Source organism: Zestomonas carbonaria (genome assembly GCF_904061905.1).
In the GTDB taxonomy this organism is placed as follows: domain Bacteria; phylum Pseudomonadota; class Gammaproteobacteria; order Pseudomonadales; family Pseudomonadaceae; genus Aquipseudomonas; species Aquipseudomonas carbonaria.
In genome coordinates this window covers 144,792-165,251 of sequence record NZ_CAJFCI010000029.1, presented here as the reverse complement: position 1 = coordinate 165,251, position 20,460 = coordinate 144,792, and the positions used below count along the sequence as shown (strand labels likewise).

Annotated in this window: 15 protein-coding genes; 11 read left to right on the top strand and 4 right to left on the bottom strand. The window is 67.8% G+C overall.

Features of this window, described 5'->3' with window-relative positions:
• The first annotated feature begins 57 nt into the window (after positions 1-57).
• Entirely contained in the window at positions 58-891 is an 834-nt protein-coding gene (locus PSEWESI4_RS06730; RefSeq protein WP_187670420.1) for a 23S rRNA (adenine(2030)-N(6))-methyltransferase RlmJ, read from the top strand.
• A gap of 112 nt (positions 892-1,003) precedes the next feature.
• Here PSEWESI4_RS06730 and msrA read toward each other — a convergent pair whose 3' ends face one another.
• On the bottom strand, positions 1,004-1,651 hold the full coding sequence (gene msrA, locus PSEWESI4_RS06725; protein WP_187670419.1) for a peptide-methionine (S)-S-oxide reductase MsrA: 648 nt from the start codon (positions 1,649-1,651) through the stop codon (positions 1,004-1,006).
• A gap of 126 nt (positions 1,652-1,777) precedes the next feature.
• On the bottom strand, positions 1,778-3,871 hold the full coding sequence (locus tag PSEWESI4_RS06720) for a putative bifunctional diguanylate cyclase/phosphodiesterase (protein WP_187670418.1): 2,094 nt from the start codon (positions 3,869-3,871) through the stop codon (positions 1,778-1,780).
• Between the two features lie 74 nt (positions 3,872-3,945).
• On the opposite strand from PSEWESI4_RS06720, the gene PSEWESI4_RS06715 reads away from it, so the two are divergent.
• Positions 3,946-4,491 (top strand): hypothetical protein, encoded by a 546-nt coding sequence (locus PSEWESI4_RS06715; RefSeq protein WP_235978883.1) that lies wholly within the window; start codon positions 3,946-3,948, stop codon positions 4,489-4,491.
• Between the two features lie 230 nt (positions 4,492-4,721).
• On the opposite strand, the gene aceF is transcribed toward PSEWESI4_RS06715, so the two are convergent.
• The gene (gene aceF, locus PSEWESI4_RS06710) at positions 4,722-6,383 is read right to left on the bottom strand and encodes a dihydrolipoyllysine-residue acetyltransferase (RefSeq protein ID WP_187670417.1); all 1,662 of its coding nucleotides are present in this window, start codon (positions 6,381-6,383) and stop codon (positions 4,722-4,724) included.
• Between the two features lie 11 nt (positions 6,384-6,394).
• Positions 6,395-9,040 (bottom strand): pyruvate dehydrogenase (acetyl-transferring), homodimeric type, encoded by a 2,646-nt coding sequence (gene aceE, locus PSEWESI4_RS06705; RefSeq protein ID WP_187670416.1) that lies wholly within the window; start codon positions 9,038-9,040, stop codon positions 6,395-6,397.
• A 302-nt stretch (positions 9,041-9,342) separates the two neighbouring features.
• Here aceE and glnE point away from each other — a divergent pair, with 302 nt between their 5' ends.
• The 9 genes from glnE (at position 9,343) to PSEWESI4_RS06660 (ending at position 20,412) form a co-directional block, all read left to right on the top strand.
• Positions 9,343-12,264 carry a bifunctional [glutamate--ammonia ligase]-adenylyl-L-tyrosine phosphorylase/[glutamate--ammonia-ligase] adenylyltransferase gene (gene glnE, locus PSEWESI4_RS06700; protein ID WP_187670415.1) on the top strand — a complete coding sequence of 974 codons (2,922 nt, stop codon included), beginning with the start codon at positions 9,343-9,345 and terminating at the stop codon, positions 12,262-12,264.
• An 82-nt stretch (positions 12,265-12,346) separates the two neighbouring features.
• Positions 12,347-13,270 carry a branched-chain amino acid transaminase gene (locus PSEWESI4_RS06695; protein ID WP_187670414.1) on the top strand — a complete coding sequence of 308 codons (924 nt, stop codon included), beginning with the start codon at positions 12,347-12,349 and terminating at the stop codon, positions 13,268-13,270.
• Positions 13,271-13,352: 82 nt separating this feature from the next.
• Positions 13,353-14,390, top strand: a complete 1,038-nt coding sequence (gene waaF / locus PSEWESI4_RS06690) for a lipopolysaccharide heptosyltransferase II (RefSeq protein WP_187670413.1) — start codon at positions 13,353-13,355, stop codon at positions 14,388-14,390.
• Positions 14,387-15,388 carry a lipopolysaccharide heptosyltransferase I gene (waaC, locus tag PSEWESI4_RS06685; RefSeq protein WP_187670412.1) on the top strand — a complete coding sequence of 334 codons (1,002 nt, stop codon included), beginning with the start codon at positions 14,387-14,389 and terminating at the stop codon, positions 15,386-15,388. The genes waaF and waaC overlap by 4 nt, the downstream gene beginning before the upstream one ends.
• A gap of 58 nt (positions 15,389-15,446) precedes the next feature.
• Positions 15,447-16,568, top strand: a complete 1,122-nt coding sequence (locus PSEWESI4_RS06680) for a glycosyltransferase family 4 protein (protein ID WP_187670411.1) — start codon at positions 15,447-15,449, stop codon at positions 16,566-16,568.
• A gap of 103 nt (positions 16,569-16,671) precedes the next feature.
• Positions 16,672-17,499 carry a lipopolysaccharide core heptose(I) kinase RfaP gene (gene rfaP / locus PSEWESI4_RS06675; protein ID WP_187670410.1) on the top strand — a complete coding sequence of 276 codons (828 nt, stop codon included), beginning with the start codon at positions 16,672-16,674 and terminating at the stop codon, positions 17,497-17,499.
• The gene (locus PSEWESI4_RS06670) at positions 17,496-18,221 is read left to right on the top strand and encodes a lipopolysaccharide kinase InaA family protein (RefSeq protein ID WP_187670409.1); all 726 of its coding nucleotides are present in this window, start codon (positions 17,496-17,498) and stop codon (positions 18,219-18,221) included. Before rfaP ends, PSEWESI4_RS06670 begins: the two co-directional genes overlap by 4 nt.
• Positions 18,218-18,964, top strand: coding sequence for a lipopolysaccharide kinase InaA family protein (locus PSEWESI4_RS06665; protein WP_187670408.1), 747 nt, complete (start codon positions 18,218-18,220; stop codon positions 18,962-18,964). Before PSEWESI4_RS06670 ends, PSEWESI4_RS06665 begins: the two co-directional genes overlap by 4 nt.
• Entirely contained in the window at positions 18,961-20,412 is a 1,452-nt protein-coding gene (locus tag PSEWESI4_RS06660; protein ID WP_187670407.1) for a lipopolysaccharide kinase InaA family protein, read from the top strand. Before PSEWESI4_RS06665 ends, PSEWESI4_RS06660 begins: the two co-directional genes overlap by 4 nt.
• Positions 20,413-20,460 lie beyond the last annotated feature (48 nt).

The window sequence follows — 20,460 nt, the reverse complement described above, 5'->3', positions numbered from 1 at the left end:
ACCCGAAACCCACCCCACCAGAATGCTAGAATCCCGCTCCCGCGCCAGGAGCCCGCCATGAACTACCGCCACGCCTTCCACGCCGGCAACCACGCCGATGTCCTCAAGCACCTGACCCTGTCGCGGATGATCGCCCTGCTGTCGCGCAAGGAGGCGCCGTTCGCCTATCTCGACAGCCACGCCGGGGTCGGCCTCTACGACCTGCTCGGCGAGCAGGCCAGCCGTACCGACGAGTGGCGCGAGGGGATCGGCCGGCTGTGGCAGAGCGAGGCGCCGGCGCTGGCCAGCGACTACCTGAAGGCGATCATGGCGCTCAACCTGGACGGCGAACTGCGCTACTACCCCGGTTCGCCGGAGCTGGCGCGCACCCTGACCCGTCCCCAGGACCGCCTGCTGCTCAACGAGAAGCACCCCGAGGACGGCCGCCTGCTCAAGGACAACATGGCCGGCGACCGGCGGGTGGTGGTGCGCCTGGGCGAGGGCTGGCACATCCCGCGCGCGCTGCTGCCGGTCAACGAGAAACGCGGCCTGTTCCTGATCGACCCGCCGTTCGAGAAGGTCGACGAGCTGGAGCGCTGCGTGGCGGCGCTGGACGAGGCGATCGGGCGGATGCGCCAGACGGTGGTGGCGATCTGGTACCCGATCAAGTCGCTGGACCAGCTCAGGCGCTTCTACCAGGACCTGGCCGCCAGCGCCGCGCCCAAGCTGCTGCGCGCCGAACTGTACGTCCACAGCCCCGACGATCCGACCCGCCTGGCCGGCTCCGGCCTGGCCATCGCCAACCCGCCGTGGGGCCTGGAGGACGAGCTGCGCGAGATGCTGCCCTGGCTGGCAGGGCTGCTGGCCCAGGGCGAACCCGGCTGGCGGCTGGACTGGCTCATCGAGGAGTAACGCAGCGCTTTCCCGTAGGGTGCGCCGCGCGCACCGATCCGGAGCCCCGACGGAAGCCGTGCCTGTACCGAGATGAACGGTGCGCGCGGCGCACCCTGCCAGAGCGAAGCCTCTACGCCGGCAGGCACACGCCGGTGCCGCCCAGCCCGCAATAGCCGCCGGGGTTCTTCGCCAGGTACTGCTGGTGATAGGCCTCTGCGTAATAGAAGGTCGGCGCCTCGGCGATTTCCGTGGTGATCGGCCCGTAGCCGTTGCGTTGCAGCTCGGCCTGGAAGGCTTCGCGGCTGGCTTCGGCGGCGGCCAGTTGTTCGGCTCCATGGCAGTAGATGGCCGAGCGGTACTGGGTGCCGACGTCGTTGCCCTGGCGCATGCCCTGGGTCGGGTCGTGGGCTTCCCAGAACACTTTCAGCAATTGCGCGTAGCTCGTCACTTGCGGATCGAACACCACCAGCACCACCTCGGAGTGGCCGGTCAGCCCGGAGCACACTTCCTCGTAGGTGGGGTTCGGGGTCGGCCCGCCGGCGTAGCCGACCGCGGTAGTCCACACTCCCGGCTGCTGCCAGAAACGCCGCTCGGCGCCCCAGAAGCAGCCGAGGCCGAACACCGCCTGTTGCAGCCCTTCCGGGAAGGGCCCCACGAGCGGGTTGCCGTTGACGTAATGGCGCTCCGGCACCGGCATCGGCGTGGCGCGACCGGGCAGGGCCTGGCTGGCGTCGGGCAGGGATTGTTTGTCGATGAGGATTTGCGAGCGCAGGACCATGTGATTCTCCGAGGGGACGGCGAAAAGCTACAGGCTACAAGAGAAAAGGCGAAAAGAGCGCTGGAGGCTGGAAAGCTGGACGAGAAGTCGCCTGCACTCGTTCAGCCTCCAGCGCTTTTCTCGGCTTCACTTCCGACAAGGATAACGGCGCAGGCTGTCGATCAGTACGCGTCCGGCGATCGGCTGGTCGAACAGGTAGCCCTGGCCGACGTCGCAGTGGTGGCGGCGCAGGAACGCCAGTTGCGCGGCGCTCTCGATGCCTTCGGCGACCACCGTGAGCTTGAGGTTGTGGGCCATGGCGATCACCGCCGAGGTGATTTCCATGTCGTCCTGGCTGTCGGGGATGTCCTTGATGAAGCTGCGATCGATCTTGATCACGTCGATGGGGAACTTCTTCAGGTAGCTGAGCGACGAGTAGCCGGTGCCGAAGTCGTCCATCGCCAGGGTCAGGCCCAGGTTCTTCAGGCGGGTGAGCTGGTGGCGGGTGTCTTCGGTGGCGTCGAGCAGCAGGCTCTCGGTCAGTTCCAGTTCGAGCAACCGGGCGGAGAGCTGTTCCTCGTGGAGGATCGAGGCGATCGAGCCGACCAGGTCGGGATCGGAGAACTGCTTGGGCGACAGGTTGATCGCCACCTGCAGCTCGCCGAGGCCGAGGGCGGCAAGCTGCCGGCTCATGCGGCAGGCCTGGCGCACCACCCATTTGCCGATGGGGATGATCAGCCCGGTTTCCTCGGCGACGCTGATGAACTGGTCCGGGCGGATCATGCCCTTGTCCGGGTGGTTCCAGCGCAGCAGCGCCTCCAGGCCGCGAAGCTGGCCGCTCTTCAGGCACAGCTTGGGCTGGTAGAACACCTCCAGTTCGTTCTGGGTCAGCGCGCGGCGCAGGTTGTTCTCGACGAACAGCTTGTAGTGCGCCTCGGCGTTCAGCGCCTCGGTGAACACCTGGGCCTGGTGCTTGCCGTTGGCCTTGGCCTTGTGCAGGGCCAGGCCGGCGTGCTTCATCAGGGTCTGCGGGTCCTCGCCGTGCAGCGGCGCGCAGGCCAGGCCGACCGAGCCGGTGATACTGATCAACTGGTTGTCGACGAACAGCGGCTTGTCGAGCATGTGCAGGATCTGCGTGGCGAACGCCTGGCCGCTGGCCAGGTCGGTGTCGTCGAGCAGCACGGCGAATTCGTTGCTGGCGAAGCGCGCCAGGCTGCCGTTGGCGCCCAGGCTGTTGCGCAGGCGCTTGGCCAGGCTGACCAGCAGCTTGTCGCCGGTCTGGTGGCCGAGGCTGTCGTTGATCCGCTTGAAGTTGTCGATGTCCACCAGCAGCAGGCTGAACGGCTTGTCGCCGCCATGGGCGAAGCGCTGTTCCAGGCTGCGGATGAACGCCGGGCGGTTGCCCAGGCGGGTCAGGTTGTCGGTGTAGGCCAGCCGCTCGATGCGCTGCTGGGCCAGCTTGGTCTCGGTGATGTCTTCGTAGATGCCGATGTAGTGGGTCAGCTTGCCGGCGTCGTCGTGGACCTTGGAGATCGACAACTGGCCCCAGTAGGGTTCGAGGTTCTTGCGCCGGCTGCGGAACTCGCCCTGCCAACTGTTGTGCTCGGCGAGTCCGAACTGCGAGTCGAAGAGGATGTCGCTGAGGTTCTCCAAGGCCGGCAGTTCGGACAGCCGGCGGCCGCGCACCTCGTCGGCGCTGTACAGGGTGATCGCCGTGAAGCTCGGGTTGACGTACTCCACCAGGCCATCGCGGTCGACCAGCATGAAGGCGCTGGAGCTCTGCTCGACGGCGCGCTGGAACAGGTGCTGTTCGTCGTCGCTGGCGGGCGGTTCGGCGCGTTGCGGCGGCGCCTCGATCGCCAGCAGGTAGCCGCGCAGCAACTGGCGGCCGTGCTGCTTGAAGGTTTCGCCGAGTTCGAGCAACCGGCGGCTGCCGTTCGGCGTGTGCAGGGTGTAGGTGACCCGGTAGTGCGGGCCGGCGAGCAACTGCTGCTGGATGTCCTCGTGCAGCCGGTAGCGGGCATCCGGTTCCATCAGGCTGGCGTAGGGGGCGCCGGTCAGGCTGCAAAGATCGCTGGCGCCGAGGCCGAGTTCACGCTCGCAGGCGGGGTCGAGAAAGAGCAAAGCCCAGCTTGCCTCGTTGAGGCGCTCGAAGCGCAACATGCCCAGTCGTGTCGGAACTGGCAGTTGCGTCACAACCTCGGCCATCACTCGGCTGACGGCATCGGTATGGCTTTTCATCGGGCGATGGGCATCCACTATGCTGACCGAACACGGGCTTCGGCCTACTACGACGTGTTCGGTAAGGGTGCATCATGCCATTCAGACATACAAGAAAGCTAAGTGTTCTGGCCTTCATCGCCGCATTGCTGGGGCAGCCCTCCCCGGCCGTCGCCGAAGAGCCCGCCGCGCAGAGCAAGGCCGAGCTGAGCGGTGCCGACCAGGGCCGCTACCTCAACGACCTGAAGCGCCTGCACCAGACCCAGGATGAGCGCAAGGCGCTGCTCGCCCAGTGCAACCGGTTGCTCGACACCTACGCCCTGCGCGCCAGCTACCAGGTCGGCCAGGCCCAGCGCCAGGACCTGCTCTACCGGATCAGCATCAGCGCTCCCGGCGAGCTGCTGGTGCGCGAGGAGATCCGCGCCGCGCAGGGCACCCCGCTGGCGGTGCGCAACCAGCGGGTAGCGGTGTTCGGCGTCGATCCCTTCGTGCGCTACGACTGCCCGGCCAGCGGCCAGACCTGCATCCTGCGCAACCCGCAGGACGGCAGCCCGCTAATCACCATCGTCCGCGACCATGCCGGCGCCGAAGAACTGGCCAAGGCGCTGAGCTTCCTGATCCGCAACGTGCAGAAGAACTGAACGCAGGGTGGGCTTCGGCCCACCCGATGGTTATGGCGATCCTTGGTAGGGGGCGTCGTGCGCACCGTTTATCGGGGACGGGCTCCGCGTTGCGCCGGGAACATCGGGTTGCCGCCTTATCGGTGCGCGCGGCGCACCCTACAAGAGCGGGCCTTGCCTGCGGGGAATAAAAAAAACCCCGCCAGGCGGCGGGGTCGAGGAACGAGCGTGGCGTGCTCGATTGGGAAGCGTTACAGCAGTAGCGTGCGGATATCCGCCAGCACTTCGCCAAGGCGCTTGGTGAAGCGCGCGGCGGCAGCGCCGTTGATCACTCGGTGGTCGTAGGACAGCGACAGCGGCAGCATCAGGCGCGGCTGGAAGGCCTTGCCGTCCCATACCGGCTGCATGGTCGCCTTGCTGACCCCGAGGATCGCCACTTCCGGCGCGTTGACGATCGGCGTGAAGCCGGTGCCGCCAATGTGGCCGAGGCTGGAGATGGTGAAGCAGGCGCCTTGCATGGCGTCGGCCGAGAGCTTCTTGGTGCGTGCCTTCTCCGCCAGTTCGGCGGCTTCGGCGGCCAGTTGCAGCAGGCTCTTCTGGTCGACGTCGCGGATCACCGGCACCAGCAGGCCGTCCGGGGTATCCACGGCGAAACCGAGGTGCACGTACTTCTTGCGGATCAGCGCCTTGCCGGACGGCGCCAGCGAGCTGTTGAAGTCCGGCAGTTCCTTGAGCAGGTGGGCGCAGGCCTTGAGCAGCAGCGGCAGCACGGTCAGCTTGACCCCGGCTTTCTCGGCCACGGCCTTCTGGGCGACGCGGAAGGCTTCCAGCTCGGTGATGTCGGCCGAGTCGAACTGGGTCACGTGCGGCACGTTGAGCCAGCTACGGTGCAGGTTGGCGGCGCCGACCTGCATCAGGCGGGTCATCGCCACTTCTTCCACTTCGCCGAACTTGCTGAAGTCGACTTCCGGGATCGGCGGGATGCCGGCGCCGCCGGTCGCGCCGGCCGGTGCTTCCTTGGCCTTCTGCATCATCGCCTTGACGTAGGCTTGCACGTCCTCCTTGAGGACCCGGCCTTTCGGGCCGGAGCCCGGCACGACACCCAGCTCGACGCCGAACTCACGGGCCAGTTGGCGGACCGCCGGGCCGGCGTGGACCTTGGCGCCACTGGAGCGTTCGGGGATGCCGGGGCTGCCTTCCGCGGCGGCCGACAGCGCGGCGATGGCCTTGACCTCGGCCGCCACCGCGGGCGCGGCGCCTTCGGGAACGCGGTGCACCGGTTGGCTGGGCTGCTCGGCGGGCGCCGCGGCAGCCGGAGCCGCCGCCGGCGCGGCGCCAGCGACTTTCAGCTTGAGGATCAGGTCGCCGGTGCCGACTTCGGCATCCAGTTGGACCAGCACCTGCTCCACCACGCCGGCGGCCGGCGAGGGGATCTCCATGCTGGCCTTGTCCGACTCCAGGGTGATCAGCGACTGCTCGGCCTCGACGGTGTCGCCGGCCTTGACCAGCACTTCGATGACCTTGGCCTTGCCGGCCGAGCCGATGTCCGGGACGTGGATGTCCTGCACGCTTTCCGCCACGGCCGCGACCGGGGCAGCAGCGGGGGCTGCTGCCGGTGCGGGAGTGGGCGCCGCTTCGGCCTTGGCCGGCTCGGCGGCCGGGGCGGGTGCTTCCGCGCCGCCCTCGGTTTCCAGCTCCAGCAGTTCGTCGCCTTCCTTCAGGCGGTCGCCCAGCTTGACCTTCAGGCTCTTGACCACCCCGGCCTTGGGCGCCGGGATTTCCATGCTCGCCTTGTCCGATTCCAGGGTCAGCAGGCTCTGATCCGCTTCGATGCGGTCGCCGACCTTGACGAACAATTCAATGACTTCACCCTCACCGCTGCCGATGTCGGGTACGCGAATCAACTCACTCATCGTGCCGCTCCTCAGCAGTCCAGGGGGTTCGGTTTTTCCGGGTCGATGCCGAACCTGGAGATGGCCTCGGCCACCACCTTCGGTTCGATCTCGCCTCGGTCGGCCAGGGCTTCGAGGGTGGCCAGCACGATCCAGTTGCGATCCACTTCGAAGAAGTGGCGCAGTTGCTTGCGGCTGTCGCTGCGGCCGAAGCCGTCGGTGCCGAGCACCTTGTACTCCTTGGACGGAACCCACTGGCGAATCTGTTCGGCGAACAGCTTCATGTAGTCGGTGGACGCGACCACCGGGCCCTTGCGGCCGGACAGGCACTGCTCGACGTAGGTCTGCTGGGGCTTCTGTTCCGGGTGCAGGCGGTTGCGGCGCTCCACGGCCAGGCCGTCGCGGCGCAGTTCGTTGAAGCTGGTGACGCTCCACACGTCGGCGCCGATGTTGTAGTCCTCGCGGAGGATCCGCGCCGCCTCGCGCACTTCGCGCAGGATGGTGCCGGAGCCGAGAAGCTGCACGTGGTGGGCGGCTTCGCGCTTGTCTTCCTCGAGCAGGTACATGCCCTTGATGATGCCGTCCTCGGCGCCTTCCGGCATGGCCGGCTGCTGGTACGCCTCGTTCATCACGGTGATGTAGTAGAAGACGTCCTGCTGCTCCTCGGTCATCTTGCGGATGCCGTCGCGGATGATCACCGCCAGCTCGTAGCCGTAGGTGGGATCGTAGGTGCGGCAGTTCGGGATGGTGCTGGCGAGGATGTGGCTGTGGCCGTCCTCGTGCTGCAGGCCTTCGCCGTTCAGCGTGGTGCGTCCGGCGGTGCCGCCGATCAGGAAGCCGCGGGTACGGCTGTCGCCGGCCGCCCAGGCCAGGTCGCCGATGCGCTGCAGGCCGAACATCGAATAGAACACGTAGAACGGCAGCATCGGCTGGTTGTGCGTGCTGTAGCTGGTGCCCGCGGCGATGAACGAGCTCATGGCGCCGGCTTCGTTGATGCCTTCCTCGAGGATCTGGCCCTTCTTGTCCTCGCGGTAGAACATCACCTGGTCCTTGTCCACCGGCTCGTAGAGCTGGCCGACCGAGGAGTAGATGCCGAGCTGGCGGAACATGCCTTCCATGCCGAAGGTTCGTGCCTCGTCGGGGACGATCGGCACGATGCGCTGGCCGAGTTCCTTGTCCTTGACCAGTTGCGCGAGGATGCGCACGAAGGCCATGGTGGTGGAGATCTCGCGATCGCCGGAGCCGTCGAGGATGGCTTTCAGGGTCTCCAGCGGCGGGGTCGGCACGCTGAAGCTCTTCGTCCGGCGCTGCGGAACGAAGCCACCCAGCGCGGCGCGGCGTTCGGCCAGGTACTTGGCCTCGGCGCTGCCTTCTTCCGGACGGTAGAACGGCAGTTTTTCCAGCTCGTCGTCCTTGATCGGGATGTCGAAGCGGTCGCGGAACTGCTTGAGGCTCTCGGTATCGACCTTCTTGGTGTTGTGCGCGGTGTTCTTCGCTTCACCGGCGCCGGTGCCGTAGCCCTTGATGGTCTTGGCCAGGATCACGGTGGGCTGGCCCTGGTGGTTGACCGCCTGGTGATAGGCCGCATAGACCTTGTAGGGGTCGTGGCCGCCACGGTTGAGCTTCCAGATCTCGTCGTCGGAGAGGTCCTTGACCATCTCCTTCAGTTCGGGGCTGGAGAAGAAGTTTTCGCGCACGTAGGCGCCGTCCTTGGCCTTGTAGTTCTGGTACTCGCCGTCGATCACCTCGTCCATGCGGCGCTGCAGGGCGCCGTCCTTGTCCTTGGCGAACAGCGGGTCCCAGAAACGACCCCAGACCACCTTGTTGACGTTCCACTGGGCACCGCGGAACACGCCTTCCAGTTCCTGGATGATCTTGCCGTTGCCGCGCACCGGGCCGTCCAGGCGCTGCAGGTTGCAGTTGATCACGAAGATCAGGTTGTCCAGCTTCTCGCGGCCGGCCAGGGAGATGGCGCCGAGGGATTCCGGCTCGTCGCACTCGCCGTCGCCGAGGAAGCACCAGACCTTCTGCTTGCCGGCGGGGATGAAGCCGCGGCTTTCCAGGTACTTCATGAAGCGCGCCTGGTAGATCGCCTGGATCGGGCCGAGGCCCATGGACACGGTGGGGAACTGCCAGAAGTCCGGCATCAGCCAGGGGTGCGGGTAGGACGACAGGCCCTTGCCGTCGACTTCGCGACGGAAGTTGTCCATCTGGTCTTCCGTGATGCGGCCTTCGAGGAAGGCGCGGGCGTAGATGCCGGGGGAGGCGTGGCCCTGGAAGAAGATCAGGTCGCCGCCGTGTTCCTCGGTCGGGGCCTGGAAGAAGTAGTTGAAGCCGATGTCGTAGAGGGTCGCCGAGGAGGCGAAGCTGGAGATGTGACCGCCCAGGTCGGGATCCTGCAGGTTGGTGCGCATCACCATGGCCAGCGCGTTCCAGCGCACCAGCGAGCGGATGCGGCGTTCCATGAACAGGTCGCCGGGCATGCGTGCTTCGTGGGTCACCGGGATGGTGTTGCGGTACGGCGTGGTGATCGCGTAGGGGAGTTGGGTACCACTGCGGGTGGCCAGCTCGCCCATTCGGGTCATCAGATAGTGAGCACGATCTTCACCCTCGCGGTCGAGGACGGATTCCAACGCGTCCAGCCATTCCTGGGTTTCGACGGGATCGATGTCTTGCATGGCTTGCTCCAGGGCGGAAAGGCTTCCAGAATCGGTTGCCGGTATGTGCGCGGACGGCCTTGTGGGGCGCCCGCGTGAATTCTTGGATTTACCGGGGGTGGTCCCGGCGTCGTGTAGTTTTACTACAAATCGACGAGCGTTTCAGCCCTTTGGATACAATCTTTAGTAGTAAAACTACAATTTCACGCCGCAGAGTGGGCTGAAGCCTTGGGTGGATGCCTCTCCAAGCCAGGCGTAGCAAGGGTTTCAGAAATTTCGGCAGTCCGTCGGTTGCCGCCTGCGGCCCGAACAAAGGATAGACCATGAGCCTGCCATCGCTTGTCGACCTGCCTACCGTTCTTCTCCCCTGCGCCAGCCGTGCCGGGACCGCCTTGCAGGAGCAGGCCGAGCGCCTGGCGAGCTGGCCAGCGGCGCGCCGCGAGGCGCTGGCGCGGGTCGGCGCGCTGAGCGATTTCGTCAGCGAGCAGATCGTTCGCGATCCCCTGGCCTTCCTCGAACTGGCCGACTCCGGCGAACTGGAGCGCCCGCTGCGGCCGGGCGAGTTGCGCGAACAGATGAACGCAGCGCTGGCCGACTGCGACGACGAGGCCGAGCTGGGCCGCCGCCTGCGCCGCTACCGCAACCGCCAGCAACTGCGCATCGTCTGGCGCGACCTCAGCCGCCAGGCCGACCTGAACGAAACCTGCTGCGACCTCTCCGACCTGGCCGACGCCAGCATCGACCTCGCCTACCACTGGCTCTACGAGCGCCATGCCGCGCAGTTCGGCACGCCGATCGGCCGGCGCAGCCGCCAGCCGCAGCATCTGGTGGTGCTCGGCATGGGCAAGCTCGGCGCCCACGAACTCAACCTGTCCTCGGACATCGACCTGATCTTCGGCTACCCGGAAGGCGGCGAGACCGAGGGCGTCAAGCGTCCGCTGGACAACCAGGAGTTCTTCACCCGGCTCGGCCAGCGCCTGATCAAGGCGCTCGACGCGATCACCGTGGATGGCTTCGTGTTCCGCGTCGACATGCGCCTGCGCCCCTACGGTTCGTCCGGGCCGCTGGTGTTCAGCTTCAACGCGCTGGAGCAGTACTACCAGGACCAGGGGCGCGACTGGGAACGCTACGCGATGATCAAGGCGCGGGTGGTCGGCGGCGACCAGGTGGCCGGCAAGCAGTTGCTGGAGATGCTGCGGCCGTTCGTCTACCGCCGCTACCTGGACTTCTCCGCCGTCGAGGCGCTGCGCGCCATGAAGCTGCTGATCCAGCAGGAAGTGCGCCGCAAGGGCATGGCCAACAACATCAAGCTCGGCGCCGGCGGCATCCGCGAGGTGGAGTTCATCGCCCAGGCCTTCCAACTGATTCACGGTGGCCGCGACCTCAGCCTGCAACAGCGTCCTTTATTAAAGGTGCTGCAGACCCTGGAAGGGCAGGGCTACCTGCCGCCGGCGGTGGTCGACGAACTGCGCGACGGCTATCGCTTCCTGCGCTACGTCGAGCATGCCTTGCAGGCCATCGCCGACCGGCAGACGCAGATGCTCCCGGACAACGATCTCGACCGTGCGCGGGTCGCCTGCATCATGGGCTTTGCCGGTTGGGACGCGTTCCTCGCGCAACTGATGCACTGGCGCGGGCGGATCGACTGGCATTTCCGCCAGGTGATCGCCGATCCCGACGAGGAGGAAGGCAGCGGCGACGGCGGATGCGTCGGCGCCGAGTGGCTGCCGCTCTGGCAGGAGGCGCTGGACGAGGAAGCCGCCTGCCGGCAACTGGCCGATGCCGGTTTCAGCGAGCCGTCCATTGCCTGGCGGCGTCTGTCCGACCTGCGCAACGGCCCGCAGGTGCGGGCCATCCAGCGCCTCGGCCGCGAGCGCCTGGATGCCTTCGTGCCGCGCCTGCTGGCCCAGGCGGTCGAGCACGACAACCCCGACCTGGTGCTCGAACGCGTGCTGCCGCTGGTCGAAGCGGTGGCGCGGCGCTCGGCCTACCTGGTGCTGCTCAGCGAGAACCCCGGCGCCTTGCAGCGGCTGCTCGCCCTGTGCGCGGCCAGCCCGTGGATCGCCGAGCAGATCGCCCGTTTCCCGCTGCTGCTCGATGAACTGCTCAACGAGGGTCGGCTGTTCAAGCCGCCGCAGGCGCCCGAACTGGCCGCCGAGCTGCGTGAGCGGCTGACGCGGATTCCCGAGGACGACCTCGAACAGCAGATGGAGGCCCTGCGCCACTTCAAGCTGGCCCACAGCCTGCGCGTGGCCGCCTCGGAGATCGCCGGCACCCTGCCGCTGATGAAGGTCAGCGACTACCTGACCTGGCTGGCCGAGGCGATCCTCGACCAGGTGCTGGGGCTGGCCTGGCGACAGACGGTGAGCAAGTTCGGCACGCCGAAGCGCAGCGACGGCAGCCTGTGCGACCCGGACTTCGTCATCGTCGGCTACGGCAAGGTCGGCGGCCTGGAGCTGGGGCACGGCTCGGATCTCGACCTGGTGTTCATCCACGACGGCGACCCGCAGGCCGAGACCGACGGCGCCAAGCCGATCGACGGTGCGCAGTTCTTCATCCGCCTCGGCCAGCGCATCATCCACCTGCTGACCACCCAGACCACCTCCGGCCAGCTCTACGAGGTGGACATGCGCCTGCGTCCGTCCGGCGCCAGCGGCCTGCTGGTCAGCTCGCTCGGCGCCTTCGAGCGCTACCAGCGCAACGAGGCCTGGACCTGGGAGCACCAGGCGCTGATCCGCGCCCGCGTGCTGGTCGGCAGCGCTCGCGTCGGCGCCGCCTTCGAGCAGGTGCGCGCCGCGGTGCTCGGCCAGCCGCGCGATCTGGACAAGCTGCGCGCGGAAGTCAGCGAGATGCGCGCGAAGATGCGCGACAACCTCGGCAGCAAGGCGACCGCCGCCGGCACCGCGCCGAACGCCTTCGACGCCGAGGCGCCGTTCGACCTCAAGCAGGACGCCGGCGGTATCGTCGATATCGAATTTATGGTGCAATACGCGGCCCTGGCCTGGTCGCACCAGTACCCGCAACTGCTGCGCTGGACCGACAACATCCGCATCCTGGACGAGCTGGGCGAGGCCGGGTTGCTGCCGGAAGAGGACGCCCGTCTGTTGCAGGAGGTCTACAAGGCCTACCGCTCGGCGGCCCACCGCCTGGCCCTGCAGAAACAGCCGGGCGTGGTTTCCGGCGACCAGTTCCATGCCGAGCGCCGCGCGGTGATGCGCCTGTGGCGCGCCATGGAGTTGAGCTGAGCTGGATTTTCGCGGCGGGCCCGAACGGGGCGTGCCGTGGCGGAACCGATGAACGAGTCGAACACTTGAGGAGCTGGCAAAGATGTCGATGGCCGATCGTGATGGCGTGATCTGGTATGACGGCAAACTGGTGCCGTGGCGCGAAGCCACCACCCACGTGCTGACCCACACCCTGCACTACGGTATGGGCGTGTTCGAAGGCGTGCGCGCCTACAACACCCCGCAGGGCACGGCGATCTTCCGCCTGCAGGCGCACACCGATCGTCTGTTCGACTCGGCGCACATCATGAACATGCAGATCCCGTTCACCAAGGACGAGATCAACGAAGCGCAGCGCGCCACGGTGCGTGAGAACAATCTGGAAAGTGCCTACCTGCGCCCGATGGTGTTCTACGGATCGGAAGGCATGGGCCTGCGCGCGTCCGGCCTCCAGGTGCACGTGATCGTCGCCGCCTGGCACTGGGGCGCCTACATGGGCGAGGAAGCGCTGGAGCAGGGCATCAAGGTGCGCACCAGCTCCTTCACCCGTCACCACGTGAACATCTCGATGACCCGCGCCAAGGCCAACGGTCACTACATCAACTCCATGCTGGCCCTGCAGGAAGCCATTTCCGGCGGCGCCGACGAGGCCCTGTTGCTCGACCCGGAAGGCTACGTGGCCGAGGGTTCCGGCGAGAACGTGTTCATCGTCAAGGACGGCGTGGTCTACACCCCGGAAGTCACCGCCTGCCTGAACGGCATCACCCGCAACACCGTGCTGCGGCTGGCCGACGAACTGGGCATCAAGCTGGTCGAGAAGCGCATCACCCGCGACGAGGTGTACATCGCCGACGAGGCCTTCTTCACCGGCACCGCCGCCGAAGTCACGCCGATCCGCGAAGTGGATGGCCGGAAGATCGGCATCGGCCGTCGCGGCCCGGTGACCGAGAAGCTGCAGAAGGCCTACTTCGACCTAGTGACCGGCAAGACCAGCGCCCACGCCGAGTGGCGCACCCTGGTGAAGTAAGCGCCAAGCCACAAGCTGTAAGCTGCAAGCGGTCCGAGCTGCTTCGGCTTGCAGCTTTTGGCTTACAGCTTGAGGCTACTCAATGAATATCCTGATCGTTGGGCCGAGCTGGGTCGGCGACATGGTGATGGCGCAGACCCTGTTCCATTGCCTGAAGCAGCGTCACCCCGACTGCGCGATCGACGTGCTGGCGCCCGAGTGGAGCCGGCCGATCCTCGAGCGCATGCCCGAGGTGCGCCAGGCGCTGAGCTTCCCGCTCGGCCACGGCGTGCTGGACATCGCCGCCCGGCGCAGGATCGGCCACGGCCTGAAAGGCCGGTATGACCAGGCGATCCTCCTGCCCAATTCGCTGAAGTCCGCCCTGGTGCCGTTCTTCGCCGGCATCCCCGTGCGCACCGGCTGGAAGGGCGAGATGCGCTACGGCCTGCTCAACGACATCCGCCCGCTGGACAAGCAGCGCTACCCGCTGATGATCGAGCGCTTCATGGCGCTCGCCTATGAGAAGGGTGCCGAGCTGCCGAAACCCTATCCGCGACCGAGCCTGCGGATCGACCCGGCCAGCCGCGACGCGGCGCTGGCCAAGTTCGGCCTGGGGCTCGACCGGCCGGTGCTGGCGCTGTGTCCGGGCGCCGAGTTCGGCGAGGCCAAGCGCTGGCCGGCCGAGCACTACGCCAAGGTCGCCGAGCTGAAGGTCCGTGCCGGCTGGCAGGTGTGGATCTTCGGTTCGAAGAACGACCATCCCGGCGGCGAGGACATCCGCATGCGCCTGATCCCCGGGCTGCGCGAGGAGGTCAGCAACCTGGCCGGCGCCACCAGCCTGGCCGAGGCCATCGACCTGATGAGCTGCGCGGGCGCGGTGGTTTCCAACGACTCCGGCCTGATGCACGTGGCCGCCGCGCTGAACCGCCCGCTGGTGGCGGTCTACGGCTCCACCTCGCCGCAGTTCACCCCGCCCCTGGCCGAGCACGTGGAAATCGTTCGCCTCGGCCTGGAGTGCAGCCCGTGCTTCGACCGCACCTGCCGCTTCGGCCACTACAACTGCCTGCGCGAACTGAAACCGCGCCCGGTGCTGGAAGCCCTCGACCGGCTGGTGAGCGATCCCGTCGAGGTCGGCGAATGAGAGTGCTGCTGATCAAGACCTCGTCGCTCGGCGACGTGATCCACACGCTGCCGGCGCTCACCGACGCGGTGCGGGCGATCCCCGGCATCCGCTTCGACTGGGTGGTGGAAGAGGGCTTCGCCGAGATTCCCGCCTGGCATCCGGCGGTGGCCGAGGTGATCCCGGTGGCGATTCGCCGCTGGCGCAAGCACCCCTGGAAGACCTTCAGGAATGGCGAGTGGCGGCGCTTCAAGCAGCGCCTGGGCGCCACCCGCTATGACCTGGTGATCGACGCCCAGTGCCTGCTCAAGAGCGCCTGGCTGACTCGCTACGCCAGCGGCCCGGTGGCCGGCCTGGACGCGGCGTCCGCCCGCGAGCCGCTGGCCAGCCGCTTCTATGACCGCCGCTATCGGGTGGCCAAGGGGCAGCATGCCCTGGAGCGGGTGCGCCAGTTGTTCGCCCAGGCGCTCGACTATTCGCTGCCGCAGGGCATCGCCGACTACGGCCTGGATCGCAACCGGCTGGCCGATCCCGGCGCGCCGCCCTACCTGCTGTTCCTGCACGGCACCACCTGGCCCAGCAAGCACTGGCCGGAGCCTTACTGGCGCGCGTTGCTGGAGCGCATGGACGAACTCGGCTGGGCGGTGCGCCTGCCCTGGGGCAGCGATGCCGAGCGCGCCCGAGCCGAACGCCTGGCCGATGGCCTGGAACACGTCAGCGTGCTGCCGCGCCTGAACCTCGCCGGCATCGCCAAGGTGATCGCCGGCGCGCGCGCCTGCGTGGCGGTGGACACTGGCCTCGGCCACCTGGCCGCGGCGCTCGATGTGCCGACCATTTCCCTCTACGGGCCGACCCGCCCGGACCTGGTCGGCGCCTATGGCCGTTCCCAGGTGCACCTGTGCGCCGAAGGCCCGGACGCCGGCAAGGGCGACCGCGAGAAGCCCTGCTTCGACAGCCTGCGCCCGGAACGCGTGGCGCTGGAGCTGGAGGCCCTGCTGCTGAGCGAACCGGTATGCTGATGCGCCTCTTCCCCGTCGAGACGGCCCCGCGCCCGCCATCCAAGGACCGAACCGCCCCATGACCCTGGCATTCATCCTCTACAAGTACTTTCCGTTCGGCGGCCTGCAGCGCGATTTCCTGCGCATCGCCCTGGAATGCCAGGGCCGTGGCCACGCCATCCGCGTCTACACCATGAGCTGGGAAGGCGACGTGCCGGAAGGCTTCGAGGTGCTGGTGGCGCCGGTCAAGGCGCTGTTCAACCATCGGCGCAACGAGAAGTTCAGCGCCTGGGTCGCGGCCGACCTCGGCAAGCGCCCGGTGGACCGGGTGATCGGTTTCAACAAGATGCCCGGCCTGGACGTCTACTACGCCGCCGATCCCTGCTTCGAGGACAAGGCGCAGAACCTGCGCGGCGGCCTGTATCGCAAATGGGGACGCTACAGGCACTTCGCCGACTACGAGCGTGCGGTGTTCGCGCCCGAGGCCAGGACCGAGGTGCTGATGATCTCCGAGGTGCAGCAGCCGCTGTTCGTCAAGCACTACGCCACCCCGGCGGCGCGCTTCCACCTGCTGCCGCCGGGCATCGCCGCCGACCGCCGGGCGCCGGCCAACGCCGCCGAGATCCGCGCCGACTTCCGTCGCGAGTTCAAGCTGGCGGACGACGAACTGCTGCTGGTGCAGATCGGCTCCGGCTTCAAGACCAAGGGCCTGGATCGCAGCCTCAAGGCGCTCGCCGCGCTGCCGCGCGCGTTGAAGAAGCGCGCCCGGCTGATCGTCATCGGCCAGGACGATCCCAAGCCGTTCCTGTTGCAGATCAAGACGCTCGGCCTGTCCGACCAGGTGCGGATACTCAAGGGTCGCAGCGACATCCCGCGCTTCCTGCTCGGCGCCGACCTGCTGATCCACCCGGCCTACAACGAGAACACCGGCACCGTGCTGCTGGAGGCGCTGGTCGCCGGTCTGCCGGTGCTGGTCACCGACGTGTGCGGCTACGCCCACTACATCGCCGAGGCCGATGCCGGCCGGGTGGTGCCCAGCCCGTTCGAGCAGGAGCGGCTCAACCGCATGCTCGCCGGGATGCTCGAAGACGACGCGGCGCGCGCGGCCTGGTCGCGCAACGGCCTGGCCTTCGCCGACAGCGCCGATCTCTATTCCATGCCGCAGCACGCGGCCGACGTGATCCTCGCGGAGCGGGCATGAACAGGGTGTCTTTTGTAGGAGCGAGCCTGCTCGCGATCCCGGCACTGCAAGAGCATCGGCGGAGTGCCGGACCGCGGCAGGCTGGCTCCAACAGGAGTTCTGCATGCGCCTGATCCTCGCCGAACCCTTCAAGACCCTCTGGGCGGGCAAGGACCCGTTCGTCGAGGTCGAGCGCCTGCAAGGCAAGGTCTACCGCGAGCTGGAGGGCCGCCGCACCCTGCGCACCGAAGTCGACGGGCGCGGCTACTTCGTGAAGATCCACCGTGGCATCGGCTGGGGCGAGATCGCCAAGAACCTGCTGACCGCCAAGGCCCCGGTGCTCGGCGCTGGCCAGGAATGGGCGGCGCTCGAACGCCTGCACGAGGCCGGCGTGCCGACCATGACCGCGGTGGCCTACGGCGAGCTCGGCGGCAACCCGGCGACGCAGCACTCGTTCATCATCACCGAGGAACTGGCGCCGACCGTCGACCTGGAAGTGTTCACCCGGCACTGGGTCGAGCAGCCGCCCGAGCCACGCCTCAAGCACGCACTGATTACCGAGGTGGCGCGGATGACCGGCGCCATGCACCGCGCCGGGGTCAACCACCGCGACTGCTACATCTGCCACTTCCTGCTGAGCACCGAGCGGCCGGTGACGGCGGATGACCTGTGCCTGTCGCTGATCGACCTGCACCGCGCGCAGGCCCGTGCCGCCGTGCCGAAGCGCTGGCGCGACAAGGACCTGGCCGGGCTGTATTTCTCCGCGCTGAACATCGGCCTGACCCGCCGCGACAAGCTGCGCTTCCTGAAAGGCTACTTCGGGGCCGGCGGCCAGCGCTCGCTGCGCGACATCCTGCGCGACGAGGCAGCACTGCTGGCCTGGCTGGAGCGCAAGGCCGAGCGCCTGCTGGCGCGCTACCAGCGCAAGTACGCACCGGGGGCGCAGGGGTGAGTTTCTGGAGAGTGGAGCCGGCCGCCGTCGACGTGTTCGGCGACCTGGACGCGGTGTTCGCCCTGGAGGGCGAGGAGATCACCCGCGATCCGCTGTCCGAGGTGCTGCGCGTCGAGCACCAGGGCCTGCGCTACTACGTCAAGCGCTATTGGGGCGCCGGCAAGGGGCTGCGCCGCTACCTCGGCCGGCCACGGGTCAAGGCCGAGTGGCAGAACCTCAAGCACTTCGCCGATTGGGGCATCCCCACGGCGCCGATCGCCGCCTACGGCCTGGAGCGGCGTGGCGGCGCCTTTGCCCGCGGCGCGCTGATCACCCAGGAACTGGTCGGTACCGAGGACCTGGCCGCGCTGGCCCGGCAGGGCGACCCGCGCCTGAGCGACACGCGTTGGGTCGATGGCGTCAGCCGCCAACTGGCCCGGGCGACGCGGACGATGCACGATCACCACTTCGCCCACAACGACCTGAAGTGGCGCAACCTGCTGGTCAACCAACAGGGCGAGCTGTTCTTCATCGACTGCCCGACCGGCGCCTTCTGGCACGGCCCGTTGTTGCGCTACCGGATCATCAAGGACCTGGCCTGCCTGGACAAGGTGGCCAAGCAGCAGCTCAGCCGTACCCAGCGGCTGCGCTTCTACCTGCAATATCGCGGCCGTTCGCGGCTGAATGCCGGCGACAAGCAGCGCATCCGGCGGATCGTCGCCTTCTTCGAGGGGCGCGAATGAACGATTTCATCGCCGCCGATGACCGCGCCCTGCTCGAACGCCATGGCCTCGCCGACTTCGACGCGCTGTGGGCGCTCAAGCTGGAAACCGTGGACGAGCCGAACACCGAGCGCGGCGGCTGGAGCAGCGTCTATCGCCTGGACCTCGGCGAGACCGCCTATTACCTGAAGCGACAGAGCAACCACCTGGCCCGGAGCCCGGCGCATCCGCTCGGCGAGCCGACCTTCGCCCGCGAGTTCCGCAATATCCAGCGCTATCGCCAACTCGCCATCCCGACCCTGGAGGCGGCGTTCTTCGGGCGGCGGCGGGGCGGCGGCGAACAGCGGGCGATCCTGCTGACCCGTGCCCTGGACGGCTGGCAGGACCTGGAACAGTACCTGGAAGACTGGCCACGGCTCGATGCCGCCCGGCGGGCGGCCATCCTGCAAGCCTGCGGCGAACTGGCCCGCCGGCTGCACGGGGCCGGCCAGAAACATGGCTGCTTCTATCCCAAGCACATCTTCCTGCGCGCAGCCGGCGTGGGCTTCGAGGCGTGCCTGATCGACCTGGAAAAGACCCGCCCGCTGCTGTTCGGCCGCCGCGACCGGGTCAAGGACCTCGAACCATTGCTGCGCCGCGCCCGGGCCTGGGACGATGCCGACATCGCCCGGCTGCTCGCCGCCTACCTGGGTGACGCGAGCGATGCGCGGACCTGGCTGCGCCGCCTGTCCCTGCGGCGCAGGCACAAGGAGGCACGTCGATGAAACTGAGCGAACTGCGCAGCGCCGGACGCACGCCGGAACTGCCGCTACAGGTCGAGCTGGCCGACTCCGCCGGCCCGGCCGAGCTGCACCTGCATAGCCTGCTGCGGGTGCTGCCCGGCAAGCGCTACGTCGGCGTCGGCACCTGGCGCGGCCGCAGGGTGCTCGCCAAATTGCTGGTCGGCCGCCGCGCGGCACGGCATTTCCTCCGCGAGCTGAGCGGCGCGCGGCGGCTCGCCGAACAGCAACTGCCGACGCCGCTGCTGCTGGCCGACGGCATGGTGGCGGGCGAGGGCGGCTGGCTGCTGTTCGATTACCTGGATGGCGCGGAAAGCCTCGACCAGGCCTGGCAACGGGTGGTCGACCAGCCGCTGCTCTCCGAGGCGCAGCAGGCGGTGCTCGGCGAAGCGCTGACGGCCATCGCCGGCCTGCACGCCAAGGGCTTGTGGCAGGCCGACCTGCACCTGGACAACCTGCTGCGCCACGACGGCCGGCTGTACCTGATCGACGGTGGCGGAGTGCAGGTGGAGAATGCCGGGCAGCCGCTGTCGCGCGAACGGGTGCTGAAGAACCTGGGCATGTTCTTCGCCCAGTTGCCGGCCGAGCTGGAGTCCTTCACCGAGGAGCTGCTGGTCCATTACCTGATGGCCAACGGCGAGCACGCCCTGCCGTTCGAGGCGCTGCTCAAGGAAATCCACAAGGTGCGTCATTGGCGCCTGCGCGACTTCATGAGCAAGGTCGGCCGCGAGTGCACCCTGTTCAGCGTGCGCCGTGGCGCCTTCGGCCTGCGTGCGGTGCGCCGCGAGGAACAGGCCTGCCTGCAACCGTTGCTGGCCGACCCGGATCGCTGGATCGAGCAGGGCCAGGCGCTGAAGAACGGCGGCTCGGCCACCGTCGCGCGCATCGAGCTGGACGGCCGGCCGCTGGTGGTCAAGCGCTACAACATCAAGGGCTTCGCCCACTGGCTGAAGCGCTTCTGGCGGCCCAGCCGCGCCTGGCATAGCTGGCGCGAGGGCAACCGCCTGGATTTCCTCGGCATCCTCACGCCCCGGCCGCTGGCCGTGCTCGAGCGGCGCTGGTGCTGGCTGCGCGGGCGCGCCTACCTGATTACCGATTGTCTCGCCGGGCAGGATATACTCGCGCGTTTCAAACCGTATCTGGACGGTTCGCCGCCGGAAGCCGAACTGGCCGCGCTGGACCGGTTGTTCGCCGTGCTGCAGCGGGAACGCATCAGCCATGGCGACCTCAAGGGCAGCAACCTGTTCTGGCAGGACGGCCACTGGGCATTGATCGATCTCGATGCCATGCAGCAGCATCGCAGCGAACACCGTTTCGCCATGGCCTATGCTCGTGATCGCGCCCGCTTCCTGCGCAACTGGCCGGCCGATTCGGCGCTGTACCGCTTGCTCGACCAACGTTTACCGAAGGACAGCTTGAAGCCGGACGCTTGAAGCTGGAAGCAAAGGCTCCGACCGAGCCACTGAACATCATCGCTGTGG